The organism is Roseomonas genomospecies 6 (assembly GCF_008365375.1).
Lineage (GTDB): Bacteria > Pseudomonadota > Alphaproteobacteria > Azospirillales > Azospirillaceae > Azospirillum.
Map to the genome: position 1 here is coordinate 16,856 of NZ_QOKW01000014.1, position 21,000 is coordinate 37,855.

Here is a 21,000-nt window from a genome sequence, read left to right on the forward strand (position 1 = left end):
TCTCAGCCGCCGAGGTAGGCGCGCTGGATGTGGTCGTTGGCGAGCATGGCCTGCCCCGTGCCCTGCTCCATCACCTGCCCGCTTTCCAGCAGGTAGGCGCGGTCGCACATGTCGAGCGCGGCGTAGGCGTTCTGCTCCACCATCAGCACGGTGGTCCCTTCCCGGCGGATGTCCGACACGATCTCGAAGGTGCGCTCCACGAGGTTGGGGGCGAGGCCCAGCGACGGCTCGTCGAACAGCACGATCTTCGGGCGCGACATCAGCGCCCGCGCGATGGCCAGCATCTGCTGCTCGCCGCCCGACATGGTGCCGGCGGGCTGGTTCAGCCGCTCCTTCAGGCGGGGGAAGCGGTGGAACAGCCGCTCCATGTCCTGGGACACCGCCTGATGGTCGCGCCGCAGATAGGCGCCCATCTCCAGGTTTTCGCGCACGGTCAGGTGGGGGAAGACGCGCCGCCCCTCCGGACAGTGCGCCACGCCGAGCGCCAGCACCGTGCGCGGCGCGGCGTTGCCGATCTCCCGCCCTTCGAAGGTGATGCGGCCCGAGGCCAGCGGCAGCAGGCCGCTGATGGCGCGCAGCGTGGTGGTCTTGCCGGCCCCGTTGGCGCCGATCAGGGTGACCAGCTCCCCCTCCTCCACCGTCAGCGAGACGTTGCGGAGCGCCGGGATCTGGCCGTAGCAGACGGTGATCCCCTCAACCTTTAGCATGCTTCACCCCCTGGCCCAGATAGGCCTGGATCACGTCCGGGTTGGCGCGGATGACCTCCGGCCGGCCTTCCGCGATGATGCGCCCGTGGTTCAGCACCACCACGCGGTCGGAGATGGTCATCACCATGCGCATGTCGTGCTCGACCAGCAGGATGGTCACGCCGCGGTCGCGGATGCGCTGGACGACGCCCATGAAGGCCTCCGTCTCCGACGGGTTCAGCCCGGCGGCGGGTTCGTCCAGCAGCAGCAGCTTCGGGTCGGCGGCCAGCGCGATGGCGATGCCGAGCAACCGCTGCTCCCCGTAGGCGAGGTTGCCGGCCAGCTCGTCGGCGCGGTGCGACAGCCCGACGAAGGCCAGGATCTCCGCCACCGCCGCCCGCATCCGCTCCGTCTCCGCCCGCACGGAGGCGAGCCGCAGCAACGCCCCCCAGGTCTCCGCCCGGCCCTGCCGGTGCATCCCGGTCAGCACATTGTCGAAAACGGTGCAGCCGGCGAAGATGCTGGTGCGCTGGAAGGTGCGCACGACGCCCAGACCGGCGATGCGGTTGGAGGACAGGCGCGTCAGGTCGGTGCCGCGGAACAGCACCTTCCCGCCGGTCGGCTTCAGGAAGCCGGTGATGACGTTGAAGGCGGTCGTCTTGCCCGCCCCGTTGGGGCCGATCAGGCTGACGATTTCCCCCTCCGGCACGGCGAAGCTCATGGAGGCGATGGCGATCAGGCCGCTGAAATGCACGGCCACCTCGCGCACTTCCAATATTGGGGCGTCAGCGGTGTCGAGGGCGAGGCTCATGCGGAGGTCTCCTTGCGCAGGCCCAGCGCCGTGGCGGCAACGCGCTTGCGGCGGCTGGCGAACCAGTTCTTCACCGCCGGAACGATGCCCTGCGGCAGGAAGAAGACCACCACGATCATGGCGACGCCGTAGATGATCCACTGCACCTCGGGCCGCGCCACCTCGCGCAGCAGCTCGGGCAGGATGCCGAAGGCGAGGCCACCGACGATGGGTCCGGCCAGCGTGCCCTTGCCGCCCGTCACCACCATGATGACCATGGTCACCGTGTAGATGAACATGAAGACGTCCGGATCGACGATGCGGATGTAGTGGGTGTAGAGGCCGCCCGCGGCCCCGGCCATGCCCGCCGCGATCACCGTGGCGACGACCAGATAGCGCGTCACGTCGATGCCGACCGAGCGCGCCAGCGACTCGTTCTCGCGCAGCGCGACCAGCGCCCGGCCGACCCGCGACTGCACCAGCCGCTGGATCACCAGGAAGCAGACCACCGCGACCGCCAGCACCAGAAGGTAGTTGTATTCCTTCCTGTAAAGCGGGATCACCCCGTCCCACGGCAGCCAGACCGACAGCGGCGGAATGTTGTTCAGCGCCATCGGCCCTTCGGTCAGGTCCACCCAGTTCAGCGCGACCATGCGCATGACCTGGGCGAAGCTGATGGTGACGATGACGAAGTAGGCCCCGCGCACCCGGAAGGCGAGCTTGCCGATCAGGAAGCCGAACAGCGCCGCCACCAGGATGCCGCCGAGGAAGGCCACCCACACCGGCTGCGGCCCCATCACGAAGGGCTCCGCCCCGCCCAAATCAAGGTCGAAGCCCAGCGACAGAAGCGCGCTGGTGTAGGCCCCGATCCCGAAGAAGGCGATGTGGCCGAGGCTGAGCTGCCCGGTGTAGCCGAGCAGCAGGTTCAGGCTCATCGCCCCGATGATGAAGATGCCGGTGGAGGTCAGGATGTAGAGGATGTACTGGTCGCCCAGCCACAGCGGCCCGACCGCCATGACCAGAACGAACAGCCAGGGGAGGAGACGCGTCGTCATCCGATCCGCTCCTTCATGGCGAAGAGTCCCTGGGGCCGCACGATCAGCACGGCGATGATGAGCAGGAAGCCCATGGCGTCGCGGTAGCCCGACGAGAGGTAGCCGGCGCCGAACTCCTCGGCGAGCGCCAGGACGAAGCCGCCGATGGTGGCGCCGGGGATGTTGCCCAGCCCGCCCAGGATGACGATGGCGAAGGCCTTCAGCGCCACCAGATCGCCCATGGTCGGCGTGACCACGAAAATCGGGCCGAGCAGCGCCCCCGCCGTCGCGGCGAGGCCGGAGCCGAGCGCGAAGGTCAGCGTGTACATCAGCCCGCGGTTGACGCCCATCAGCGCCGCCGTGTCCGGGTCCTGGAAGGTGGCGCGCATGGCGACGCCCAGCTTCGTCCGGTTGATGAGCAGGTAGAAGCCGCCCAGAAGAAGCAGCGCCACGCCCAGGACGAACAGCCGGTTCATGCCCACCGACACCGACCCCAGCACCACCGGCTCGGTCGGGAAGGGGCTGGGCACGGACTTCGCGACACCGCCCCAGACAAGCTGTTCGCCGGCCTGCATGGCGATGCCGGCGCCGATCATCACCAGCATGGTGGTGTCGATGTCGGCGCCCTTCAGCGGGCGCAGCAGCGTGAATTCGATCAGCGCGCCCAGCGCCATGCCCAGCAATGCTGCCATCGCCAGGGACATGAAGAAGTTCAGCCCCATCATCCCGGCCAGCATGTAGGCCATGTAGGCGCCGAAGGTGTAAAGCTCGCCATGGGTGAAGTTGACCACGCGCATGATGCCGAAGATCAGCGTCAGGCCGATTCCCAGCAGCGCGTAGGTCCCCCCCAGGACCACGGCGTTCAGAAGGTGCTGTAGGTGCGCTTCCACCGCGTGTCTCCTTACTTCCCCTCTCCCGCCCCGGGAGAGGGTGGCGCCGAAGGCGACGGGTGAGGGTCGTCCGAGGATCGACGCGCTGATCCTTGCCGGTACCCTCACCCTTCCCGCGCCCTCGGCGCGGGCCCCTTCCCTCTCCCGGGTCGGGAGAGGGCGGTGAAGCCGGTTACGGCATCGTCACCTTGCCGTCCTTCACCTGGACGACGTAGACGTTGGCCTCGTTCTGGCCGCTCTCCTTGCCTTCCGGGCCGTCCTTCTTGAAGGCGATGTCGCCGTTCACGCCGTCCAGCTTGACGGTCCACAGCGCGTCGCGGATGGCCTGCGGCTCGGCCTTGCCGGCCTTTCTGATGGCTTCCACGATGGTCATGATGCCGTCATAGCCGCGGTAGCCCTCGGTCAGGCCGGCGAAGTCGTAGCCCTTCTTGTTCCAGCCATCGACGAAGGTCTTGGCGACCTGCGGGTGCACCGCCTTCTCTGGGAACCAGGGGGCGAAGAACAGCGTGAAGTAGCCGCCGTCCGCCGCGGCCCCCGCCTGCTCGATGAGCTGGTCGGGGGAGGAGGAACCGCCGTTGGTGATGATCCGGTGCGGCAGGCGCAACTCCGCCGCCTGCTTCAGGATCAGGGTGATCTGCTCGACGCCGGTGGTGACGAACAGCGTGTCGCCGCCCGACTGCTTGATGCTGGAGAGCTGGGCCGACAGGTCGGTGGCCTCCGGCGCCATCGTTTCGGTGACGCCGATCTTGACGCCCTTGGCCTGGAGCATCTTGCGGAACTCGTCCGCCGAGCCGCGCCCGAAGTCGTTGTTCACCGCCAGGAAATCGGCCTTCTGGATGGCCGGCTGGAAGTGGTCCAGCTTCTCCGCGAAGGACTTGGCCTCCATGGCGGAGGTCGGGGCGATGCGGAAGACCCACGGGTTGCCGGAGGTCGTGATCTTGGTCGAGGAGGAGGTCTCCACCACCATCGGCACGCCGTACTCCACCAGCTTCGGCATCACCGCCAGGGTGAAGGTGGAGCTCCAGGCGCCCATCAGCACCGGGACCTTGTCGCGCACGATCAGCTTCTCGGCGGAGGCGACGGCTTCCTTCGGGTTGCTCTTGTTGTCCTCGATGATGAGCTGGATCTTCTTGCCGAGAACGCCGCCGTTGGCGTTGACGACCTCTTCCGCCACCCGCGCGCCGTTGGCGACGTAGTTGCCCGACGCGGCGACCGCGCCGGTCAGCGGCTGGGTCACGCCGATCTTGATCGTCTCCTGCGCAAAGGCCACGCCCGGCGCCAGCAGCGCGGCGCCGAGCAGCAACGCCGTGGTCTTCATCGTCCGCATGTCGTCTAGCCCCCTCTTCTTGATTTGAACCGTCAGTGGGCGGTGGTCACCAGGCGGCGACCGCGCCGTCGCTGCGGGGATCGGTCGCCCCCTCCAGCGTTCCGTCGGCATGGCGGACGATGGCGCCCGCATGCCCCATGGTGCTCGTGAACGGATCGAGCAGTTCGACCTCGTGCCCGGCGTCGCGCAGGGCGGCGACCAGGGCGGGGTCGAAGCGGCTTTCCAGCTTCAGCGTCACGCTGTCCTCGCCCCAGGTGCGGCCGAGCAGCCAGCGCGGCGCCGTGACGGCGGCCTGCAGGCCCTGCCCGAACATCGCGTAGCGGGAGAAGACGGCGGCCTGCGTCTGCGGCTGCCCCTCCCCGCCCATGGTGCCGTAGACCATGCTGCGCCCGTCGTCGAAGCGGGCCATCGCGGGGTTCAGCGTGTGGAAGGGCTTGCGCCCCGGAGACAGCGCGTTCCAGCCATCCTCCGCCAGTCGGAAGGAGGCGCCGCGGTTCTGCCAGGTGATGCCGGTGTCCGGCAGGACGAGGCCGGAGCCGAATTCGAAATAGACGCTCTGGATCATGCTGACGGCGCGGCCCTGCCCGTCGATCACGCCCAGCCACACCGTGTCGCCCGGCTTCGCCACATGCGGCCAGGGCAGCGCGCGGGCGCGGTCGATGTCGTTGGCCAGCCCGTTCAGCACCGCGTCGTCGAGGAAGGTCTGCGCCTCCCGCCCCATGTAGGCGGGGTCGCCGACTTCGCGGTCGCGCACCAGGAAGGCCTGCTTGGTCGCCTCGATCAGCCCGTGGATGTGGTCGAAGCCTTCGCCCTCCGTCACGCCCAGCCGGTCGAACAAAGCGAGGATCATCAGCGAGGCCAGACCCTGCGTCGGCGGCGGGTGGTTGAACAGCCGCGCCCCGCGCACGCCCACCGACAGGGCCGGGCGGCGGTGCGCCGCGTGGGCCGCGAGATCCGCCGCGTCCACCGGCGATCCGGCGCGTTGCAGATCCGCCGCGATGGAGGCGGCCAGCGGCCCGCGGTAGAAGCTGTCCAGCCCCTCCGCCGCCAGCCGGCGCAGCGTGGCGCCCAACGCCGGCTGCTTCAGCGTGGAGCCTTCGCGCGGCACGTCGCCGCCCGGCAGGAAGGTGTCCTTGAAGCCGGGAACGTCCTTCAACTCGTGCAGCTTCTGGCGGGTCAGCCCTTCCTGGCTGGCGGTGACGGGGATGCCCTGCTCCGCATGGGCGATGGCTTCATCCAGGATGCGGGCGAGCGGCAGCGGGTCGGCCCAGCCGGCGCTGAGGGCCAGCGCCTCGCGCCAGCCGTCGATGGTGCCGGCGACCGTGTTCGCCGCCAGCGGCCCGCGCCAGGGCACCGCCGCATGGCCGTGGCGCCGGTAGAGGTCGAGCGAGACGGCCTTGCCCGCGCCGCCGCAGGCGTCGATGGCGACGGGATCGCGCCCCGGCTCGGCGATCAGCCAGAAGCCGTCGCCGCCGATGCCCGTCATGTGCGGGTAGACGACGGCCAACGCCGCGGCGACCGCGACCGCCGCCTCGACGGCGGTGCCGCCGTCGCGCAGGATCTGGAGACCGGCTTGGCTGGCGAGATGATGCGGGGACGTGACCATTCCCCGACGGCTGCGCGGCGTGTTCAGCATGAGAACCTCACGGAAAAAGGCTGCGGGATGGGAAGAAACCCTGGCATGATTACGGATATCCGACGTTTTCCGTTGGTTTCCATCCCCTCTGCGAACAGCGTGCCAACCGGCACAACACTGCGCAATCCGGTTCGAGAAAAGGATGGGCGGGACGGTGCCCGGAGCCCTGGAAACGCCCGATTGTTGGGCAAGCGGGTGCGGCGAATCGTGGGCCGACACCGGTGAGTTTGAGGGCATCTCACTGAAACAAAACGATTAACCCAGCAGTGGAACAGCTTTCGCCGTCCGCTTCATTCCTGCGCAATCGCTGCCTGCCGGACAGGCATCAATCAGCATGCTGACGATTGGCGGGACCCCACCGACCGCTTGGCGGCAGCCCGCCGCAGGGTGCCTTGCAAGGGTGGAGAACCGTTGAATTACCTGAATCCCCGCCTCGATTTCTGCGTTCGTGCACAAATTGACGGCAGGGCACCTCACCCACTCGCCCGCCCCAAATCATCAGTATACTGCGGAAAATCGGCCGATCCGCCACGCCCACCGCATGCTTTGGTATGCCGTATTGTGCGTATTTTGACCACCGGATGCCCAACGGACGGTCAATTGTCAGTGTGCTGAAGTTTTGTGCGCGCCAGCGCCTCCCGCCCGCCCTGGCATGCCCCTTGCTGAAGATCCGGCCAGATAAAAATCAGCGCAAGAAGGTGGGTTATGTCAGACACGCACACGTTCGACCTCGTGCTCCGTGGCGGACGGATTCTCGATCCGGCCAACGGGCTGGATCTGGTCGGCGATCTGGCGGTCGCGAAGGGCCGCATCGCGGCGGTGGCGGAACGGCTGCCCGACGATGCCGCCGACACCATCCTCGACGTGACCGGAAAGCTCGTGACGCCGGGCCTGATCGACACCCACGCGCACGTCTTCGAGAAGGTGACCGGGCGGTTCGGGCTGAACCCGGACATGGTGGGCGTGCGCTCCGGCGTGTCGACGCTGGTCGACCAGGGCGGACCGAGCCTGATGACCCTGCCGGCCTTCCGCCGCTTCATCGCCGAACCGGCGCGCTCGCGCACGCTGTGCTTCCTGTCGGCCTATCTGGTCGGCGGGTTGGAGGGCCATTACTACCCGCAACTCTACCGCCCGGATTGCGTCGATGTGGACGCCACCATCCGCGTCGGGCGCGAGAACCGCGACATCGTGAAGGGCATCAAGGCCCATGCGGAGGTCGGCGGCGCCTCGCGCTGGGGGCTGGACGTCATCAAGCAGGCCAAGCGCATCGCCGACGGCATCGGCGTGCCGCTCTACGTCCATCTCGGCCAGCTCTGGCCGGAGGTGGAGGGGGGCGAGGCCGTCGATCCCGACATGCTGGTGGAGGAGCTGGTCCCGCTTCTGGATTCGCGCGACATCCTGGCCCACCCCTTCACCCGCCACCCCGGCGGCTTCATCTCCACCCGCACGGGCGAGGTGCATCCGGTGATCTACAAAGCGCTGGAGCGCGGGCTGACCGTGGATGTCGGCCACGGCTCGCATTTCAGCTTCGAGATGGCGCGGCGGACGCTGGCGGCGGGCATCCTGCCCTACACGCTGGGCGCCGACCTGCACGGCTACAACGTGAAGGCCCCGACGGCGGGCGCCGGCGGCGACCGGGAGGCCAACCCCTTCTACGGCGTCGCCCCCTTCAGCCTGACCCACGCGATGACCGAGCTTCTGACGCTCGGCATGGCGCTGGGCGATGTTCTGAAGACGGTGACCAGCAATCCCGCCGCCATGCTGGGCATGGCCGACGAGATCGGCGCGCTGAGCCCGGGCATGGCCGCCGACGTGGCGGTTCTGGAGGTCAAACCGGGCCGCTGGCAGCTCAGCGACAACAGCGGGGAGCGGGTGACCGCGCCGGAGATGATCGTCCCGGCCTTCTCGCTGCGCGACGGCGTGGCGATGGAGGTGGACAGCCCGCTGCTGCCCAAGCCGATTCCGGTCGCGGCGTAACGCAGCGGCCTTGCCCCCTCCCCGACCCTCCCCTTCTTCGAGGGAGAGGGTGCCTTCTGCGAAGCGGCGGCAGTCCCCTCCACCTCGAAGAGGGGGAGGGTTAGGGAGGGGGCACCGTCAGCACCCGAACACCCCACCATCCCACAAGGACTCCGCCCATGTCCGAAGCCGCGCTCGCCTTCTGGATGTTCGAGGTTCCGGCCCGCTGCCGCGACGCCGAGGGGCGGCGGCTGGGCAAGGCCCGCGCTCTGCTGCTGTCCCACCCGCAGCGCCGGCAGCGTATGATGCTGGAACTGGCGCACGACACCCCGCTCGCCATGGGAAGCCGCGTCGTCACCCGGCGCGCGGCCTTCGTGGTGGAGCGCTGCGAGGGCGAATCCGGCTTCGGCTTCCGGCGCTACGCCGTGCGCTGCGTCGGAACGCGCCCCGCACCGTAACGGAATCCGGGCACGGCTGATCCACATCAAGGCGGGGGGGCTTCCGGCAGGGAATATTAATCGAACGATTAATAACCCGCTTCGGAGAGTCCCATGACCATCCCCGCCCCCGCGCCGCATGAGGGCCTGTGCGCGAAACTCATGCGCGGCTGGCGCAGCGCCCGTTCCCTGGACGCGCTCCGGACGCTGGCGCCGCATGACCGCAGCCGCGTGCTGGCCGACGCCGGGCTGACCGACCTGAACGCGCCCGCCGTGCTGCGCGCCGGCCATGTCGGTGCGCTGCTGCCCGCCGCGATGGCGCTGCACGGGGTCGATGGCGCCGTGGTGGAGCAGGACCGCCCCGATCTGATGAACGACCTGCAACGGGTCTGCGCGCTCTGCCGCAGCGCCCGCGCTTGCCGCCATCTGCTGGCCGAGGGCTGCGCGCAGCCGGAGCATGCCCGGCTCTGCCCCAACGCCGACACGCTCGACGCGCTCCGCTGAGGAGCGCGCCGGACACTTCCGCAAAAAATCCCCGACCGTCTTCGTCGGAAAAGCGATTGACAGCGCCGCGACACGACCGTTAGCATCCCTGAATAATTAATTGGCCGTATAATAAAACACGGAAACGGTTGCCGCATCGGACGGCACACCGTTCCCGCAACGGGCCGACGCGCCCACGCCGAACAAGGGCGGGGCGCAGACAGGGAATCGTCATTCGCCGTCATCGCGACATCACCGTCGAAGCGGAGGGAGAGATGAGAAACGTGGTTCTGGGCGGCCTGCTGTTGACCGGCATCGCCGCGTCGGTTCCGGCGCAGGCGCAGGACACGGTCAGGATCGGGCTGGTTCAGCCGCTGACCGGATCGGTCGCCTACAACGGCAAGTCCGTGGTGGAAGGCGCCCGGCTCGCCGTCGAGGAGATGAACGCCGCGGGGGGCGTCCTCGGCAAGAAGATCGAACTGATCGTCGAGGACGGCCAGTGCACCCCGGCCAACTCGGTCAACGCCGTCGAAAAGCTGGTGCAGAAGGACAAGGTCGTCACGCTGGTCGGCGCCTTCTGCAGCTCCGCCACCGCGGCGATCATGCCGGTGGCCCAGAAATACAAGCTGCCGCTGATCACCGGCGTGTCGTCGAAGGCCAGCCTGACGGAGCAGGGCAACCCCTACTTCTTCCGCGCCGCCGAGACGGACGCGCTGATGGCGGAGGCCTTCGCCAAGATCCTCGCCAACGACCTGAAGCTGACCAAGGTCGCCTACATCGGCGTCAACGACGACTGGGGCCGCGGCGGGGTCGAGGAATTCTCCCGCGATCTGACGGCGCTGGGCGTCAAGACGGTGCTGACCGAGTATTTCGACCACGGCGCCACCGATTTCTTCACCCTTCTGACCAAGCTGCGCGCCGCCAAGCCGGACGGCGTGTTCGTCGCCGCCGAGACGCAGGACGGCTCCATCCTGGTCAAGCAGATCCGCGAAATGGGGCTGGACACCAAGGTGTTCGGCGTCGGCTCCTGGGCCACGGCGGACTTCATCAATCTGGCGGGCCCGGCAGCCGAGGGCATCCACGCCGCCGTCCCCTACGCCTCCAGCATGGACACCCCGCGCAACCAGGGCTTCGTCCAGAAATACGAGGCGAAGTACGGCATCAAGCCGGGCAAGTACGGCGCCGCCGGCTACAACGCCCTGAACATCGCCGGGCAGGCCATCGCGCGGGCCGGCGGGACCGACGCGGAGGCCATCCGGGCGTCGCTCGCCAAGACCAATTACGAGGCGCCGAACGGCGTCTACAAGTTCACCGACAAGGGCCAGGCCTACGGCTTCGACGCCGTGCTGGTGCGGATCGAGAAGGGCGAACCGAAGGTGATCGCCTCCACCCCGGTGGACGCGCCGCACTGACCGGCGGGCGCGCCGCGGGGATGCCGTGACGGCACCGTTCCCGCGGCGCACACCGATCCAACGCACGGTTCGTGCGGGCCTGCTTTTGCGAGAACGTCATGGATCTCTTTCCGCAGTTCCTGGCCAACGGGCTGGTGATGGGCGTGTTCTACGCGCTCTCCGCCCTTGGGCTGACGCTGATCTTCGGCCTGATGCGCGTGGTCAACTTCGCCCATGGCGAATTCTACATGCTGGGCGGGGTCAGCGGCTGGTTCGTCACCAATCACCTGGGCCTCGATTTCTTCAGCGGCCTGATCGTGGTCGCCGCCTCGATGGCCGCCGTCGGCTGGCTGGTCGACCGCTTCCTGATCGAGCGAGTGCGCGGCCAGGGTGAGGAGCCGGGCATCCTGCTGACCATTGGCCTGTCGATCTTCCTGGTCAACGGCACGCTCCTGCTGGTCGGCCCGGCGCCCATGAAGGTGGCCGGCGCGATGGCCGAAGGGCCGCTGTTCTTCGGCCCGATCGCGGTGACCAAGCTGCGTCTGCTCGCCGTGGCGGTCGGCATCGCGCTGATCGTCGGCGCCCATCTGCTGATCCGCCGGACCCGGCTGGGGGCGGCGATGCGCGCCACCTTCCAGGACCCGATGGCGGCCAGCCTCGCCGGCATCCGCACCGGCCACGTCTACGCCGCCACCTTCGCGCTGGGCTGCACGCTGGCCGCCCTGTCGGGGATGCTGCTGGCCTCCATCTACTCCGCCCAGGCGTCGGTCGGCGGGCTGATCAGCCTGAAGAGCTTCGTCGTGGTGATCCTCGGCGGCATGGGCAGCTTCGCGGGCGCCATCGCCGGGGGCCTTCTGCTGGGCGTCGCGGAGGCGATGTGGGGCGGCTACGTTTCCATGGGCATGGTGGACGTCATCGGCTTCGTCCTGGTCATCCTGATCCTGCTGTTCCGGCCCCAGGGGCTGTTCTCGATCCGCACGGAAAGGGCCTGACATGACCCTGGAACGCAACATCCTCCTGGCCTTTCTGGCGGGGGCGGCGCTTCTGCCCTTCGCGGTGTCGGACCAGTACATCCTGCACCTCGCCATCATGGCGCTGTTCTACGCGGTGCTGGCGAGCAGCCTCAATCTGGTGGTCGGCTATGTCGGCGAATTCTCGCTGGGCCACACCGCCTTCCTCGGCACCGGGGCCTACACGGCGGCGCTGCTGTCCACCCAGGCGGGGATGCCGATGTGGGTGACGATCCCGCTGGCCGGGCTGGTCTCCGCCGTCTTCGGCTTCGCCATCGGGGCGATCACGCTGCGCCTGCAAGGCCCCTATTTCGTGATCGTCACCCTGTCCTTCGCCGAGGTGTTGCGCATTGTCGCCAACAACTGGATCGCGGTGACCAACGGCCCGATGGGTCTGGCGGGCGTCGGCCAGAACCTGTTCGGGGACGTGGCCGTCACAGACAAGGCCGGCTTCTTCCTGATCGTGCTCGGCATCGCCGCGGTGGCGCTCTACCTCTCCTACCGCTTCGTCTATTCGAACGCCGGGCGGGCGGCGGTGGCGGTGCGCGAGAACCGCTACGTGGCGCAGTCCATCGGCGTCGATCCCTTCGGAACGGCGATGCAGGCCTTCGTCCTGGGCGCCTTCCTGGCCGGTTTGGCCGGGGGCTTCTACGCCCACTACATCTCCTTCGTCGGGCCGGAGGTGTTCCGCTTCGCCTTCATGGCGACGATGATCATCATGGTGCTTCTGGGCGGCAAGGGCACGCTGATCGGCCCGCTGGCCGGCGCGGTGATCGTGACGGTGCTGGAGGAGTATCTGCGCGAGGTGCAGGAACTCCGCCTCACCCTGTTCGGGCTGATCGTCATGGCCATCGTCCTGTTCCTGCCCAACGGCCTGATGGGCTTTATCGCCCTGCGCCGCGAGCAGCAGGCCGCCAAGCCGACCCTCAACGCCGCGAAGGAGCGCACCGTATGACGGCGACCACCGAGCCGACCACCGAGCCGACCGTCAACCGGCAGCCGCTTCTGCGCGCCGACGATCTGACCATGACCTTCGGCGGCATCACGGCGGTGAAGGACTTCAGCTTCCACATCGAGCCTGGCGAGATCGTCGGCCTGATCGGCCCCAACGGCGCCGGCAAGACGACCTGCTTCAACATGCTGACCGGCTTCTACGCGCCCAGCAACGGGCGGGTCCGCTTCAAGGGGCAGGACATCACCAACCGCAAGCCCCACGCCATCGCCCGGCTCGGCCTCGTGCGCAGCTTCCAGAAGACCAACGTCATGAAGCGGCTGACGGTCTTCGAAAATGTGCTGACCGGCCATTACATGGCGAGCCGCCAATCCCTTCTCGCCACCTTCTTCCCCGGCGAGGCGGTCCGCCGCGCCGAGCGGGAAGCGCGGGAGAGCGCCGCGGCCATCGTCGAGATGATGGGCTTGGCCCAGCGCATGAACGCCTCGGCGCATCTTCTGTCCTGCGGCGAGCTGCGCCTTCTGGAGGTCGCGGTGGCGCTGGCCGCCAAGCCCAGCCTGCTGATGCTCGACGAGCCCGCCGCCGGGCTGAACAGCCACGAGGCCGGGACCTTCGGCGCGGTGCTGAAGACGCTGATCGGGCGCAGCATCGACGCGCTGTTGATCGTGGAGCACAACATGGATCTGGTCATGGCGGTGTCCGACCGGATCGTCGTCCTCAACTTCGGCCGCAAGCTGGCCGAGGGCCGGCCCGCCGAGATCATTGAGAACCGGCAGGTCGCCGAAGCCTATCTCGGAAAGGCCGCCGCATGACGCTGCTCTCCGAATCCCCCTCCCTCTCCACCATGGCCCAGCCCGGCGCCGCGCCGGTCCTCGCCGTGGACGGGCTGCACGTCGCCTACGGCTCCACCGCGGCGCTGCACGGCGTGTCGCTGGACGTGCGGGCCGGCGAGACGGTCGCCCTGATCGGGGCCAACGGTGCGGGCAAGAGCACCATCCTGCGGGCCATCTCCGGTCTGCTGAAGGCGCGCTCCGGCACCATCCTGTGGAACGGCAAGTCCATCGCGAACCTGCCCGCCGACCGCATCGTCGCCGCCGGCATCGCCCATTGCCCGGAGGAACGGCACGTCTGGCCGAACATGACGGTGCAGGAGAACATCGCGCTCGGCGCCTATCTCTGCCGCTCGCGCGAGGAGGTGCAGCGGCGCGTCGGCATGGCCTTCCACCGCTTCCCCCGCCTGCGCGAGCGGTCGCGCCAGATGGCCGGGACGCTCAGCGGTGGCGAACAGCAGATGCTCGCCATTGCCCGCGCGCTGATGTCGGAGCCGCGGCTGCTGATGCTGGACGAGCCCAGCCTCGGCCTCAGCCCGAAGATGGCCGACGAGGTGTTCGACGTGGTGCGCTCCGTCAACGCCCACGGCGTGACCGTTCTGCTGGTGGAGCAGAACATCCACAACGCGCTGGGCGTCGCCAGCCGCGCCTATGTGGTCAAGACGGGCCGCATCACCGCCAGCCGCCCCTCGGCGGAACTGCGCGGCGATCCCGACCTGCTGCGCGCCTATCTGGGCGGCTGAAGCAGCCATCGGGCAACCGTCGCGGCATCAATAATTAAACGAACGACCGAACAATTCCGGTCGCCGTCCTTCAGGAGGCAAGAGTGCGAACCAACATGCGAATTGGCATCGTCGGCGGCGGCATCGGCGGCGTCGCGCTGGCCGGCAGCCTGCTCCAGCGCGGCTTCGAGGTCCGCCTGTTCGAGCGGGCGCCGGGCTTCGGCGAGATCGGCGCCGGCATCCAGATGACGCCGAACGCGGTGAAGGTCATCAAATCGCTGGGTCTGCTCGACAAGATGCTGGCCGCCGGCTTCCTGCCGCAGTCGCTGGTCGGGCGCAATTGGCGCAGCGGGCGGGAGAGCTTCCGCACGCCGCTGATCGAGACCTGCCCGGTGCTCTACGACGCGCCCTTCATCCACATCCACCGGGCCGACCTGCACGCCATCCTCGCCTCGCTGGTTCCGGAGAGCATCGCCCGGTTCGGGGTGAGCTGCACAGGCGTCCGCCAGGACAAGAGCACGGCGGTCGCCAGCTTCAGCGACGGCAGCGAGTTCGAGGCCGACCTGATCGTCGGCGCGGACGGCGTGCGCTCCGTCGTGCGCTCCGCCCTGTTCGGGCCGGAGGCGCCGCGCTTCACCGGCCACATGTGCTACCGCGCCGTGGTGCCGACCGGCGGCGTGGTGGATTACGTCAGCCCCGACGCCTCCTTCTGGTTCGGGCCGCACAGCCACGTCGTGACCTACTACGTGCGCGGCGGCACGGCGGTGAACATCGTGGCCGTCGCCGAAACCAAGGAGTGGGTGGAGGAGTCCTGGAACGCCCCCAGCAGCAAGGAGGAGATGCTGGGCGCCTTCCGCGGCTGGCACCGCAACGTGGAGACGCTCTTCAGCAAGGTGGATCAGGTCTACAAATGGGGCCTGTTCGACCGCGACCCGATGACGGGCTGGTCGAAGGGCCGCATCACGCTGATGGGCGACGCAGCACACCCCATGCTGCCCTTCCTCTCGCAGGGGGCGGCGATGGCGATCGAGGACGCCTATGTGCTGGCCGAATCCCTGAAGGGACACGGGAGCGACGTGGCCTCGGCGCTGCGCGACTACGAGGCGGAGCGGCTTCCGCGCACCAGCCGCGTCCAGCTTGAGGCGCGGGAGCGCGGGCGGACCTACCACCTGCCCTCCCCGCTGGCCCAGGCGAAGCGCGACTTCATGTACTGGCTGCGCGGCCTCTTCAACCCGCAGGCCACCGGCATCCAGGCCAACTGGGTCTACCAGTACGACGCCCGCGCCTTCCGGCCCTCCGTCGGTTCGAAGTCCGAACTGGCCGCTTAAAGTCCTGTGATGTGAAGTGGGGTTCACCACGAAGACACGAAGGACACAAAGATGATCACAAAGACGTCTGCTCTGCTTGGGCAGGCATCTGTCTCAAAATCCTCTTTGTGAAATTCTTTGTGTCTTCGTGCCTTCGTGTTGACCCGCCTCCCCCCGCGACACTTCCCCGGCCCGCCATCCGAAAGAACGACCATGAACAGCAAGACCTATCGCATCGGCCAGATCGTCCCCAGCTCCAACACGACCATGGAGACGGAAATCCCGGCGATGCTGACCGCCCACGCGCTGGCGCACGGCACCCGCTTCACCTTCCATTCCAGCCGCATGCGCATGAAGACGGTGAAGAAGGAGGAACTCGCCGCCATGGACGCCGAGTCCGACCGCTGCGCGCTGGAGCTGTCGGACGCCCGCGTCGATGTGCTGGGCTACGCCTGCCTCGTCGCCATCATGAGCATGGGCAAGGGCTACCACCGCGTCTCGCAGGAGCGGCTGCACGGGCGCACCGTGGAAAACGGCGGGGCCGCCCCGGTCATCACCAGCGCGGGCGCGCTCGTCGATGGGCTGCATGTGCTGGGCGCGAAGCGGATCGCCCTGGTCGCCCCCTACATGAAGCCGCTGGCCCAGCTCGTCGTCGATTACATCGAGCATGAGGGCGTGCAGGTCGTCGATTGGCGGGCGCTGGAGATCCCCGACAATCTGGAGGTCGGGCGCCACGACCCGTCCCGCCTGCCGGGGATCGTCGCGGGCCTGGACACCGCCGGGGTGGACGCCGTGGTGCTGTCGGCCTGCGTCCAGATGCCGTCGCTGCCCGCCATCGCGCAGGTCGAGGCGATGACCGGCAAGCCGGTGCTGAGCGCCGCCGTCGCCACCACCTACGCCAAGCTGAAGGCGCTGAACCTGCCGACGCGCGTTCCGGGGGCCGGCGCCCTGCTCTCCGGCGCCTACTGAGCGGGGGATGCGATGACCAGCAGCACCTACCGCTACGGCGCGAACATCCGCGCCAACGGCATCCGCCAGCATTACCTGCGCTACGGCGGCCAAGGGCGTCCCGTGGTGATCGTGCCCGGCATCACCAGCCCCGCCGTCACCTGGGGCTTCGTGGCGGAGCGCTTCGGGCGCAACTTCGACACCTACGTGCTCGACGTGCGCGGGCGCGGCCTGTCGGAGGCGTCGGACGCGCTCGACTACGGGCTGGACGCCATGGCCGCCGACGTGACGGCTTTCGCCGAGGCGCTGGGCCTGCGCGACTACGCGCTGGTCGGCCACTCCATGGGCGCACGCATCGGCCTGCGCGCGGTCAGCCGCCATGGCGCCGCCCCGGCGCGGCTGGTCATGGTCGATCCGCCGGTCTCCGGGCCGGGCCGCCGTCCCTACCCGGCGCAGCTTCCCTGGTACGTGGACTCCATCCGCCTCATGCGGGAGGGCGCGGACCTGGAGGCGATGCGGCCCTTCTGCCCGACCTGGACGGAGGAGCAGCTCCGCCTGCGCGCCGAATGGCTGCACACCTGCGACGAGCGGGCCATCGTCACCGCCTTCAACGACTTCCAGACCGACGACATCCACGCCGACTTCCCGCGCATCCCCTGCCCCGCCCTGCTGATCGCCGCCGGGCGCGGCGACGTGATCCGGCCCGAGGAGGAGGCGGAGATCCGCAGCCTCCAGCCCGAGCTGGCCGTCACCCGCGTCGAGGGAGCCGGGCACATGATCCCCTGGGACGACGAAGAGGGCTTCTACCGCGCCTTCGGCACGTTCCTCGGCACCGCCGTCTGACCGCCCATCCGGAAAGGGACACGCATCATGCCCGTCAGTGACGCCGATATGGTCCGCGCCTGGACCCATGTTCTGACCCTGTCGAAGCTGAAGCCGCAGGAGGTGGTCACCGTCCTGACCAGCGACGGCACCCACCCGCAAACCCTGCGCACCGCCCTGATCGCCGCCTCCAACCTGGGCGCGCGCGTCAACCGGCTGGACCTGCCGCCGGTGAACGCGGAGCACGCCCACAGCCGCGACAGCCTCGCCTATCTCGGCACCACCCCGCTGACCGGCAACCGCGCCGCCATGGCCGCGCTGAAGGAAAGCGATCTGGTGCTGGACCTGATGACCCTCCTCTTCTCGCCGGAGCAGATGGAGATCCTGGAGAGCGGCACGAAAATTTTGCTGGCCGTCGAACCGCCGGAGGTTCTCGTCCGCCTGCTGCCCAGCCTGGAAGACAAGGTGACCGTCGGCGAGGCCACGGCGCTGCTGAAGGCGGCGAAGGAGATGCACGTCACCTCGCGGGCCGGCACCGACCTGCGCCTGCCCATCGGGGAGTTCCCCACGGTGCAGGAGTACGGCTTCGTCGACGAGCCGGGGCGTTGGGACCATTGGCCGAGCGGCTTCGGCTTCACCTTCCCCAACGAGGGGCAGGCGAGCGGGCGGATCGTGCTCGACAAGGGCGATATCCTCTTGCCGATGAAGTCCTACCTGACCTCCCAGATCGAAATGACAGTGGAGAGGGGCTACGTCACCGCCATCACCGGCGGTTTGGACGCCGACCTGCTGAACGACTACATGGACGCCTTCGCCGACCCGGAGGCCTACGCCATCTCCCACATCGGCTGGGGCACGCAGAAACGGGCGCGCTGGTCCACGCTCGGCCTCTACGACCGGGAGCAGACGCTGGGCATGGACGCGCGGGCCTTCGCCGGGAACTTCCTCTTCTCGCTCGGCCCCAACAACGAGGCGGGCGGGTCGCGCACCACCGCCTGCCACATCGACATCCCCATGCGGAACTGCACCGTCCGGCTGGACGGGCGCGACGTCGTCCGCGAGGGCAAGCTGCTGGCCGGAAAGGAACTGGCATGAGTGTTTCGGAACAGGCCGTCTACGAGCGGCAGGGCTTCGGCCAAGCGCTGGGCATCCAGGGCCGGATCGGGCTGCTGATCGTCGACTTCGTCAACGGCTTCGCCGACCCGGCGGTCTTCGGCGGCGGCAACATCGCGCCGGCCATCGCCCGCACGGCTGAGGTGTTGGAAAAGGCCCGCGCCATGGGCTGGACGGTCGCCCACAGCCGCATCGTCTATGCCGAGGACGGGTCGGACAGGAACGTCTTCTCCATCAAGGTGCCCGGCATGCAGACTCTGACGGAACACGCCCCCATCAGCGCCATCGTGCCGGAGCTGACTCCGGCGCCGGGGGAGCTGGTGGTGCGCAAGACGGTACCGTCGGCCTTTTTCGGGACCGGGCTGGCGCCGTGGTTGACACAGCGCGGCGTCGAGACTCTCTTGATCGCCGGAGCGACGACGAGCGGCTGCGTGCGGGCCAGCGTGGTGGACGCCATGTGCCACGGCTTCCGCCCGGTCGTCATGGCCGATTGCGTGGGCGACCGCGCCCTGGCGCCGCACGAGGCCAACCTGTTCGACATCGGCCAGAAATACGGCGACGTGATTCCGGCGGAGCGCATTCTCGCCTTGTGAGATGCCGTCAGGGTTGAAAAGAGGATCGGGCGTTGCACCATGTTAGACTTTCCATCCGAAGTGTGCCGCCGGGAGTGAGATGAGCCGACCGATGAGCAAAGTCCAGGACTCCGCGCCGGAGAGCAGCCCGGCGCGGGTCCGCCCCCCGCGCGGCCGCCGGGCCGGGCCGGGCCGTCCGGAGGGCACCAGCAACGTGCGCGACCAGATTCTGGACGCGGCGGAGCTGGAGTTCGCCAACCTCGGCTACGCCGGCACCAGCCTGCGCAACGTCGCCGACCGGGCCGAGGTGACCCAGGCCCTCATCAGCTATTATTTCGGGTCCAAGCACGGTCTGTTCGAGGAGGTCTTCCTGCGCCGCGGGCGGAAGATCGCCGACGAGCGCATGGAGCGGCTGGAGGCGCTGCGCCGCACGGCCACGCCCCCGGCGGTGCGCGACATCGTCTACGCCTTCCTGATGCCGGCGCTCGCCATGCGCGAGACGGAGGGGGGCCGCACCTTCATGCGGCTCCAGGCCCGGCTGCACACCGAGCCGCCGGAAATCTCCTACAAGCTGCGCAACGAGGCCTACGACGCCTCCACCCGCATCTTCGCCGCCGCGCTGAAGGAGGCGTTGCCGCATCTGTCGGAGCGGGACGTCTATTGGCGGATGACTCTGATGATCGGCGCCTATCTCTACGCCTTCTCCGACACCCACCGGCTGGAGGAACTGGCGCCGGGCATCTGCAACCCCGGCGATCCGGACGAGATCATCACGGAGATCAGCAGCTTCGTCAGCGCCGGGATGCTGGCGCCGGTGCCGGAACCCGCGCGGGCGCCGGGGAGAGGGAAGCGGGGGTAGTTTTTTGGAAAGTGGCTGCGGTGCGCCCCCACCCAAACCCTCCCCCGCTCCGCAGGGGAGGGCTTTTTCTCCTCCCCCTGCGAAGCGGGGGGAGGTCGGGAGGGGGGCACCGCCGCAACCACTCCCCACCCTTCACCCCACCCCACCCGTCGATCCCCGCGCCACGCAGGTCCCCGACAGCACCACCTTGCGCGTCGCCCGCTCCGGATCGTCGAGCCGTTCGAACAGCAGAGTCATGGCGGCGCGCCCGATCTCGTGGACCGGCTGTTCGATCACCGTCAGGCCGGGGCCAACCAGTTCCGTCCAGGGCTCGTTGTCGAAACCGGCCACCGCCAGATCGCCGGGAATCGCCAGCCCCAGCGTCCGCGTCGCCTTCACCACCCCCATCAGCAGCAGGCTGTTGCTGACCATGACCGCGTCCGGCATGGCGCCGGAGCGCCGCGCCTCCGCCAGCCAGCGGGCGATCTCCGCCTCCGCCGCCTCGGCGGTCGGGGGAACGAAGCGCGCCTCCGCGTGCAGACCGTGGGCGGCCAGCGCCGCCTGATAGCCGGCGTGGCGCTCCACCGCCGTGGTGCTGGTGTTGCCGAACAGGCCGGCGATGCGGCGGTAGCCCTGCGCGTGCAAATGATCGACCAGCAGGGCGGCGGCCTGCGGGTTGTCCAGCACCACCGAATCGAACCGCCCGGCGGGCGCGCTGCGGTCGATCAGCACCACCGGGAAATCGAGGTCGGCCCGGTCGAGCTGGGCCAGCGTCGCGCGGGTCGGCGCGAAGATCAGGCCGGTCACCCGCTCCTCCTGCATCAGGCGCAGGTACATGGCCTCCCGCTCCGGGTTCTCGTCGGTGTTGCACAGGATCACCCGCATCCCGGCCTGGAAAGCGGCGTCCTCCACCGCGCGGCTGACGGCGGTGAAGAAGGGGTTGCGGATGTCCGAGACGATCAGCCCGATGGTCAGGGAATGCTGTGACCGCAGCCGCCGCGCCGACAGGTTCGGGCGGTAACCGGTGGCCCGCACCGCGTCCTCCACCCGCGCGCGCAGCGCGTCGCTGACCGGGCCGTTGCTCAGCACCCGCGACACCGTGGCGACCGAGACCCCGGCCTCGCGGGCGACGTCCTTGATTCCGGCGGGCTTGATTCCGATGGCTTTGACGCTGTCGCTCATGATGATGCGGCTACCGATGTTCCCTGAAATCGTTTCCAGTCATTGGGGCCGACCTACCGCCCCATGTGGCACAG

21 protein-coding genes are annotated in these 21,000 nt (G+C 68.7%); 14 read left to right on the forward strand and 7 right to left on the reverse strand.

The features are described 5' to 3' along the window. Positions 1-2: 2 nt before the first annotated feature. From DS843_RS17765 to DS843_RS17790, 6 genes are all read right to left on the reverse strand, one after another. Positions 3-707, reverse strand: a complete 705-nt coding sequence (locus DS843_RS17765) for an ABC transporter ATP-binding protein (protein ID WP_109068476.1) — start codon at positions 705-707, stop codon at positions 3-5. Continuing rightward, on the reverse strand, positions 694-1,497 hold the full coding sequence (locus DS843_RS17770; RefSeq protein WP_149470202.1) for an ABC transporter ATP-binding protein: 804 nt from the start codon (positions 1,495-1,497) through the stop codon (positions 694-696). Before DS843_RS17770 ends, DS843_RS17765 begins: the two co-directional genes overlap by 14 nt. Then, complete coding sequence (locus tag DS843_RS17775; RefSeq protein WP_149470203.1) at positions 1,494-2,531, reverse strand: branched-chain amino acid ABC transporter permease; 1,038 nt, start codon at positions 2,529-2,531, stop codon at positions 1,494-1,496. Before DS843_RS17775 ends, DS843_RS17770 begins: the two co-directional genes overlap by 4 nt. Continuing rightward, a complete protein-coding gene (locus DS843_RS17780) occupies positions 2,528-3,400 on the reverse strand; it encodes a branched-chain amino acid ABC transporter permease (protein ID WP_040137900.1) in 873 nt (290 codons plus the stop codon). The genes DS843_RS17775 and DS843_RS17780 overlap by 4 nt, the downstream gene beginning before the upstream one ends. Positions 3,401-3,572: 172 nt before the next feature. Continuing rightward, entirely contained in the window at positions 3,573-4,727 is a 1,155-nt protein-coding gene (locus DS843_RS17785; RefSeq protein WP_149470204.1) for an ABC transporter substrate-binding protein, read from the reverse strand. A 46-nt stretch (positions 4,728-4,773) separates the two neighbouring features. After that, positions 4,774-6,363 (reverse strand): gamma-glutamyltransferase family protein, encoded by a 1,590-nt coding sequence (locus DS843_RS17790; RefSeq protein ID WP_149470205.1) that lies wholly within the window; start codon positions 6,361-6,363, stop codon positions 4,774-4,776. Between the two features lie 705 nt (positions 6,364-7,068). On the opposite strand from DS843_RS17790, the gene DS843_RS17795 reads away from it, so the two are divergent. The 14 genes from DS843_RS17795 (at position 7,069) to DS843_RS17860 (ending at position 19,765) form a co-directional block, all read left to right on the forward strand. Further along, entirely contained in the window at positions 7,069-8,340 is a 1,272-nt protein-coding gene (locus DS843_RS17795; protein WP_149470206.1) for an amidohydrolase/deacetylase family metallohydrolase, read from the forward strand. A 158-nt stretch (positions 8,341-8,498) separates the two neighbouring features. After that, on the forward strand, positions 8,499-8,777 hold the full coding sequence (locus DS843_RS17800) for a hypothetical protein (RefSeq protein ID WP_149470207.1): 279 nt from the start codon (positions 8,499-8,501) through the stop codon (positions 8,775-8,777). A 93-nt stretch (positions 8,778-8,870) separates the two neighbouring features. Beyond that, the gene (locus DS843_RS17805) at positions 8,871-9,260 is read left to right on the forward strand and encodes a hypothetical protein (RefSeq protein ID WP_149470208.1); all 390 of its coding nucleotides are present in this window, start codon (positions 8,871-8,873) and stop codon (positions 9,258-9,260) included. A 254-nt stretch (positions 9,261-9,514) separates the two neighbouring features. Further along, positions 9,515-10,651, forward strand: coding sequence for an ABC transporter substrate-binding protein (locus DS843_RS17810; RefSeq protein ID WP_149470209.1), 1,137 nt, complete (start codon positions 9,515-9,517; stop codon positions 10,649-10,651). A gap of 98 nt (positions 10,652-10,749) precedes the next feature. Then, on the forward strand, positions 10,750-11,622 hold the full coding sequence (locus DS843_RS17815) for a branched-chain amino acid ABC transporter permease (protein WP_149470210.1): 873 nt from the start codon (positions 10,750-10,752) through the stop codon (positions 11,620-11,622). A gap of 1 nt (position 11,623) precedes the next feature. Then, the gene (locus tag DS843_RS17820) at positions 11,624-12,595 is read left to right on the forward strand and encodes a branched-chain amino acid ABC transporter permease (protein WP_149470211.1); all 972 of its coding nucleotides are present in this window, start codon (positions 11,624-11,626) and stop codon (positions 12,593-12,595) included. Next, on the forward strand, positions 12,592-13,404 hold the full coding sequence (locus DS843_RS17825) for an ABC transporter ATP-binding protein (RefSeq protein ID WP_208852270.1): 813 nt from the start codon (positions 12,592-12,594) through the stop codon (positions 13,402-13,404). The genes DS843_RS17820 and DS843_RS17825 overlap by 4 nt, the downstream gene beginning before the upstream one ends. Further along, complete coding sequence (locus tag DS843_RS17830) at positions 13,401-14,165, forward strand: ABC transporter ATP-binding protein (protein ID WP_149470212.1); 765 nt, start codon at positions 13,401-13,403, stop codon at positions 14,163-14,165. The genes DS843_RS17825 and DS843_RS17830 overlap by 4 nt, the downstream gene beginning before the upstream one ends. Before the next feature lie 83 nt (positions 14,166-14,248). Continuing rightward, positions 14,249-15,472: an FAD-dependent monooxygenase gene (locus DS843_RS17835; RefSeq protein WP_286192163.1), complete on the forward strand. Its 1,224-nt coding sequence runs from the start codon at positions 14,249-14,251 to the stop codon at positions 15,470-15,472. A gap of 192 nt (positions 15,473-15,664) precedes the next feature. Then, complete coding sequence (locus DS843_RS17840; RefSeq protein ID WP_286192164.1) at positions 15,665-16,420, forward strand: maleate cis-trans isomerase family protein; 756 nt, start codon at positions 15,665-15,667, stop codon at positions 16,418-16,420. Between the two features lie 12 nt (positions 16,421-16,432). After that, positions 16,433-17,242 (forward strand): alpha/beta fold hydrolase, encoded by an 810-nt coding sequence (locus DS843_RS17845; protein WP_149470214.1) that lies wholly within the window; start codon positions 16,433-16,435, stop codon positions 17,240-17,242. A 27-nt stretch (positions 17,243-17,269) separates the two neighbouring features. Further along, positions 17,270-18,316 (forward strand): 2,5-dihydroxypyridine 5,6-dioxygenase NicX family protein, encoded by a 1,047-nt coding sequence (locus DS843_RS17850; protein WP_149470215.1) that lies wholly within the window; start codon positions 17,270-17,272, stop codon positions 18,314-18,316. Beyond that, complete coding sequence (locus DS843_RS17855; protein ID WP_149470216.1) at positions 18,313-18,927, forward strand: isochorismatase family protein; 615 nt, start codon at positions 18,313-18,315, stop codon at positions 18,925-18,927. Before DS843_RS17850 ends, DS843_RS17855 begins: the two co-directional genes overlap by 4 nt. A gap of 91 nt (positions 18,928-19,018) precedes the next feature. After that, the gene (locus tag DS843_RS17860) at positions 19,019-19,765 is read left to right on the forward strand and encodes a TetR/AcrR family transcriptional regulator (protein ID WP_149470217.1); all 747 of its coding nucleotides are present in this window, start codon (positions 19,019-19,021) and stop codon (positions 19,763-19,765) included. 132 nt (positions 19,766-19,897) lie between these two features. Here the strand turns inward: DS843_RS17860 and DS843_RS17865 are convergent, their stop codons facing one another. Continuing rightward, the gene (locus DS843_RS17865; protein ID WP_149470218.1) at positions 19,898-20,926 is read right to left on the reverse strand and encodes a LacI family DNA-binding transcriptional regulator; all 1,029 of its coding nucleotides are present in this window, start codon (positions 20,924-20,926) and stop codon (positions 19,898-19,900) included. Between the last annotated feature and the right edge of the window lie 74 nt (positions 20,927-21,000).

Bases quoted from the DNA above. Each gene is read 5' to 3' on its own strand.
- DS843_RS17765 (WP_109068476.1), bottom strand. From the start codon at position 707: ATGCTAAAGGTTGAGGGGATCACCGTCTGCTACGGCCAGATCCCGGCG.
- DS843_RS17770 (WP_149470202.1), bottom strand. From the start codon at position 1,497: ATGAGCCTCGCCCTCGACACCGCTGACGCCCCAATATTGGAAGTGCGC.
- DS843_RS17775 (WP_149470203.1), bottom strand. From the start codon at position 2,531: ATGACGACGCGTCTCCTCCCCTGGCTGTTCGTTCTGGTCATGGCGGTC.
- DS843_RS17785 (WP_149470204.1), bottom strand. From the start codon at position 4,727: ATGCGGACGATGAAGACCACGGCGTTGCTGCTCGGCGCCGCGCTGCTG.
- DS843_RS17790 (WP_149470205.1), bottom strand. From the start codon at position 6,363: ATGCTGAACACGCCGCGCAGCCGTCGGGGAATGGTCACGTCCCCGCAT.
- DS843_RS17795 (WP_149470206.1), top strand. From the start codon at position 7,069: ATGTCAGACACGCACACGTTCGACCTCGTGCTCCGTGGCGGACGGATT.
- DS843_RS17800 (WP_149470207.1), top strand. From the start codon at position 8,499: ATGTCCGAAGCCGCGCTCGCCTTCTGGATGTTCGAGGTTCCGGCCCGC.
- DS843_RS17805 (WP_149470208.1), top strand. From the start codon at position 8,871: ATGACCATCCCCGCCCCCGCGCCGCATGAGGGCCTGTGCGCGAAACTC.
- DS843_RS17810 (WP_149470209.1), top strand. From the start codon at position 9,515: ATGAGAAACGTGGTTCTGGGCGGCCTGCTGTTGACCGGCATCGCCGCG.
- DS843_RS17815 (WP_149470210.1), top strand. From the start codon at position 10,750: ATGGATCTCTTTCCGCAGTTCCTGGCCAACGGGCTGGTGATGGGCGTG.
- DS843_RS17820 (WP_149470211.1), top strand. From the start codon at position 11,624: ATGACCCTGGAACGCAACATCCTCCTGGCCTTTCTGGCGGGGGCGGCG.
- DS843_RS17825 (WP_208852270.1), top strand. From the start codon at position 12,592: ATGACGGCGACCACCGAGCCGACCACCGAGCCGACCGTCAACCGGCAG.
- DS843_RS17830 (WP_149470212.1), top strand. From the start codon at position 13,401: ATGACGCTGCTCTCCGAATCCCCCTCCCTCTCCACCATGGCCCAGCCC.
- DS843_RS17840 (WP_286192164.1), top strand. From the start codon at position 15,665: ATGAACAGCAAGACCTATCGCATCGGCCAGATCGTCCCCAGCTCCAAC.
- DS843_RS17845 (WP_149470214.1), top strand. From the start codon at position 16,433: ATGACCAGCAGCACCTACCGCTACGGCGCGAACATCCGCGCCAACGGC.
- DS843_RS17850 (WP_149470215.1), top strand. From the start codon at position 17,270: ATGCCCGTCAGTGACGCCGATATGGTCCGCGCCTGGACCCATGTTCTG.
- DS843_RS17855 (WP_149470216.1), top strand. From the start codon at position 18,313: ATGAGTGTTTCGGAACAGGCCGTCTACGAGCGGCAGGGCTTCGGCCAA.
- DS843_RS17860 (WP_149470217.1), top strand. From the start codon at position 19,019: ATGAGCAAAGTCCAGGACTCCGCGCCGGAGAGCAGCCCGGCGCGGGTC.
- DS843_RS17865 (WP_149470218.1), bottom strand. From the start codon at position 20,926: ATGAGCGACAGCGTCAAAGCCATCGGAATCAAGCCCGCCGGAATCAAG.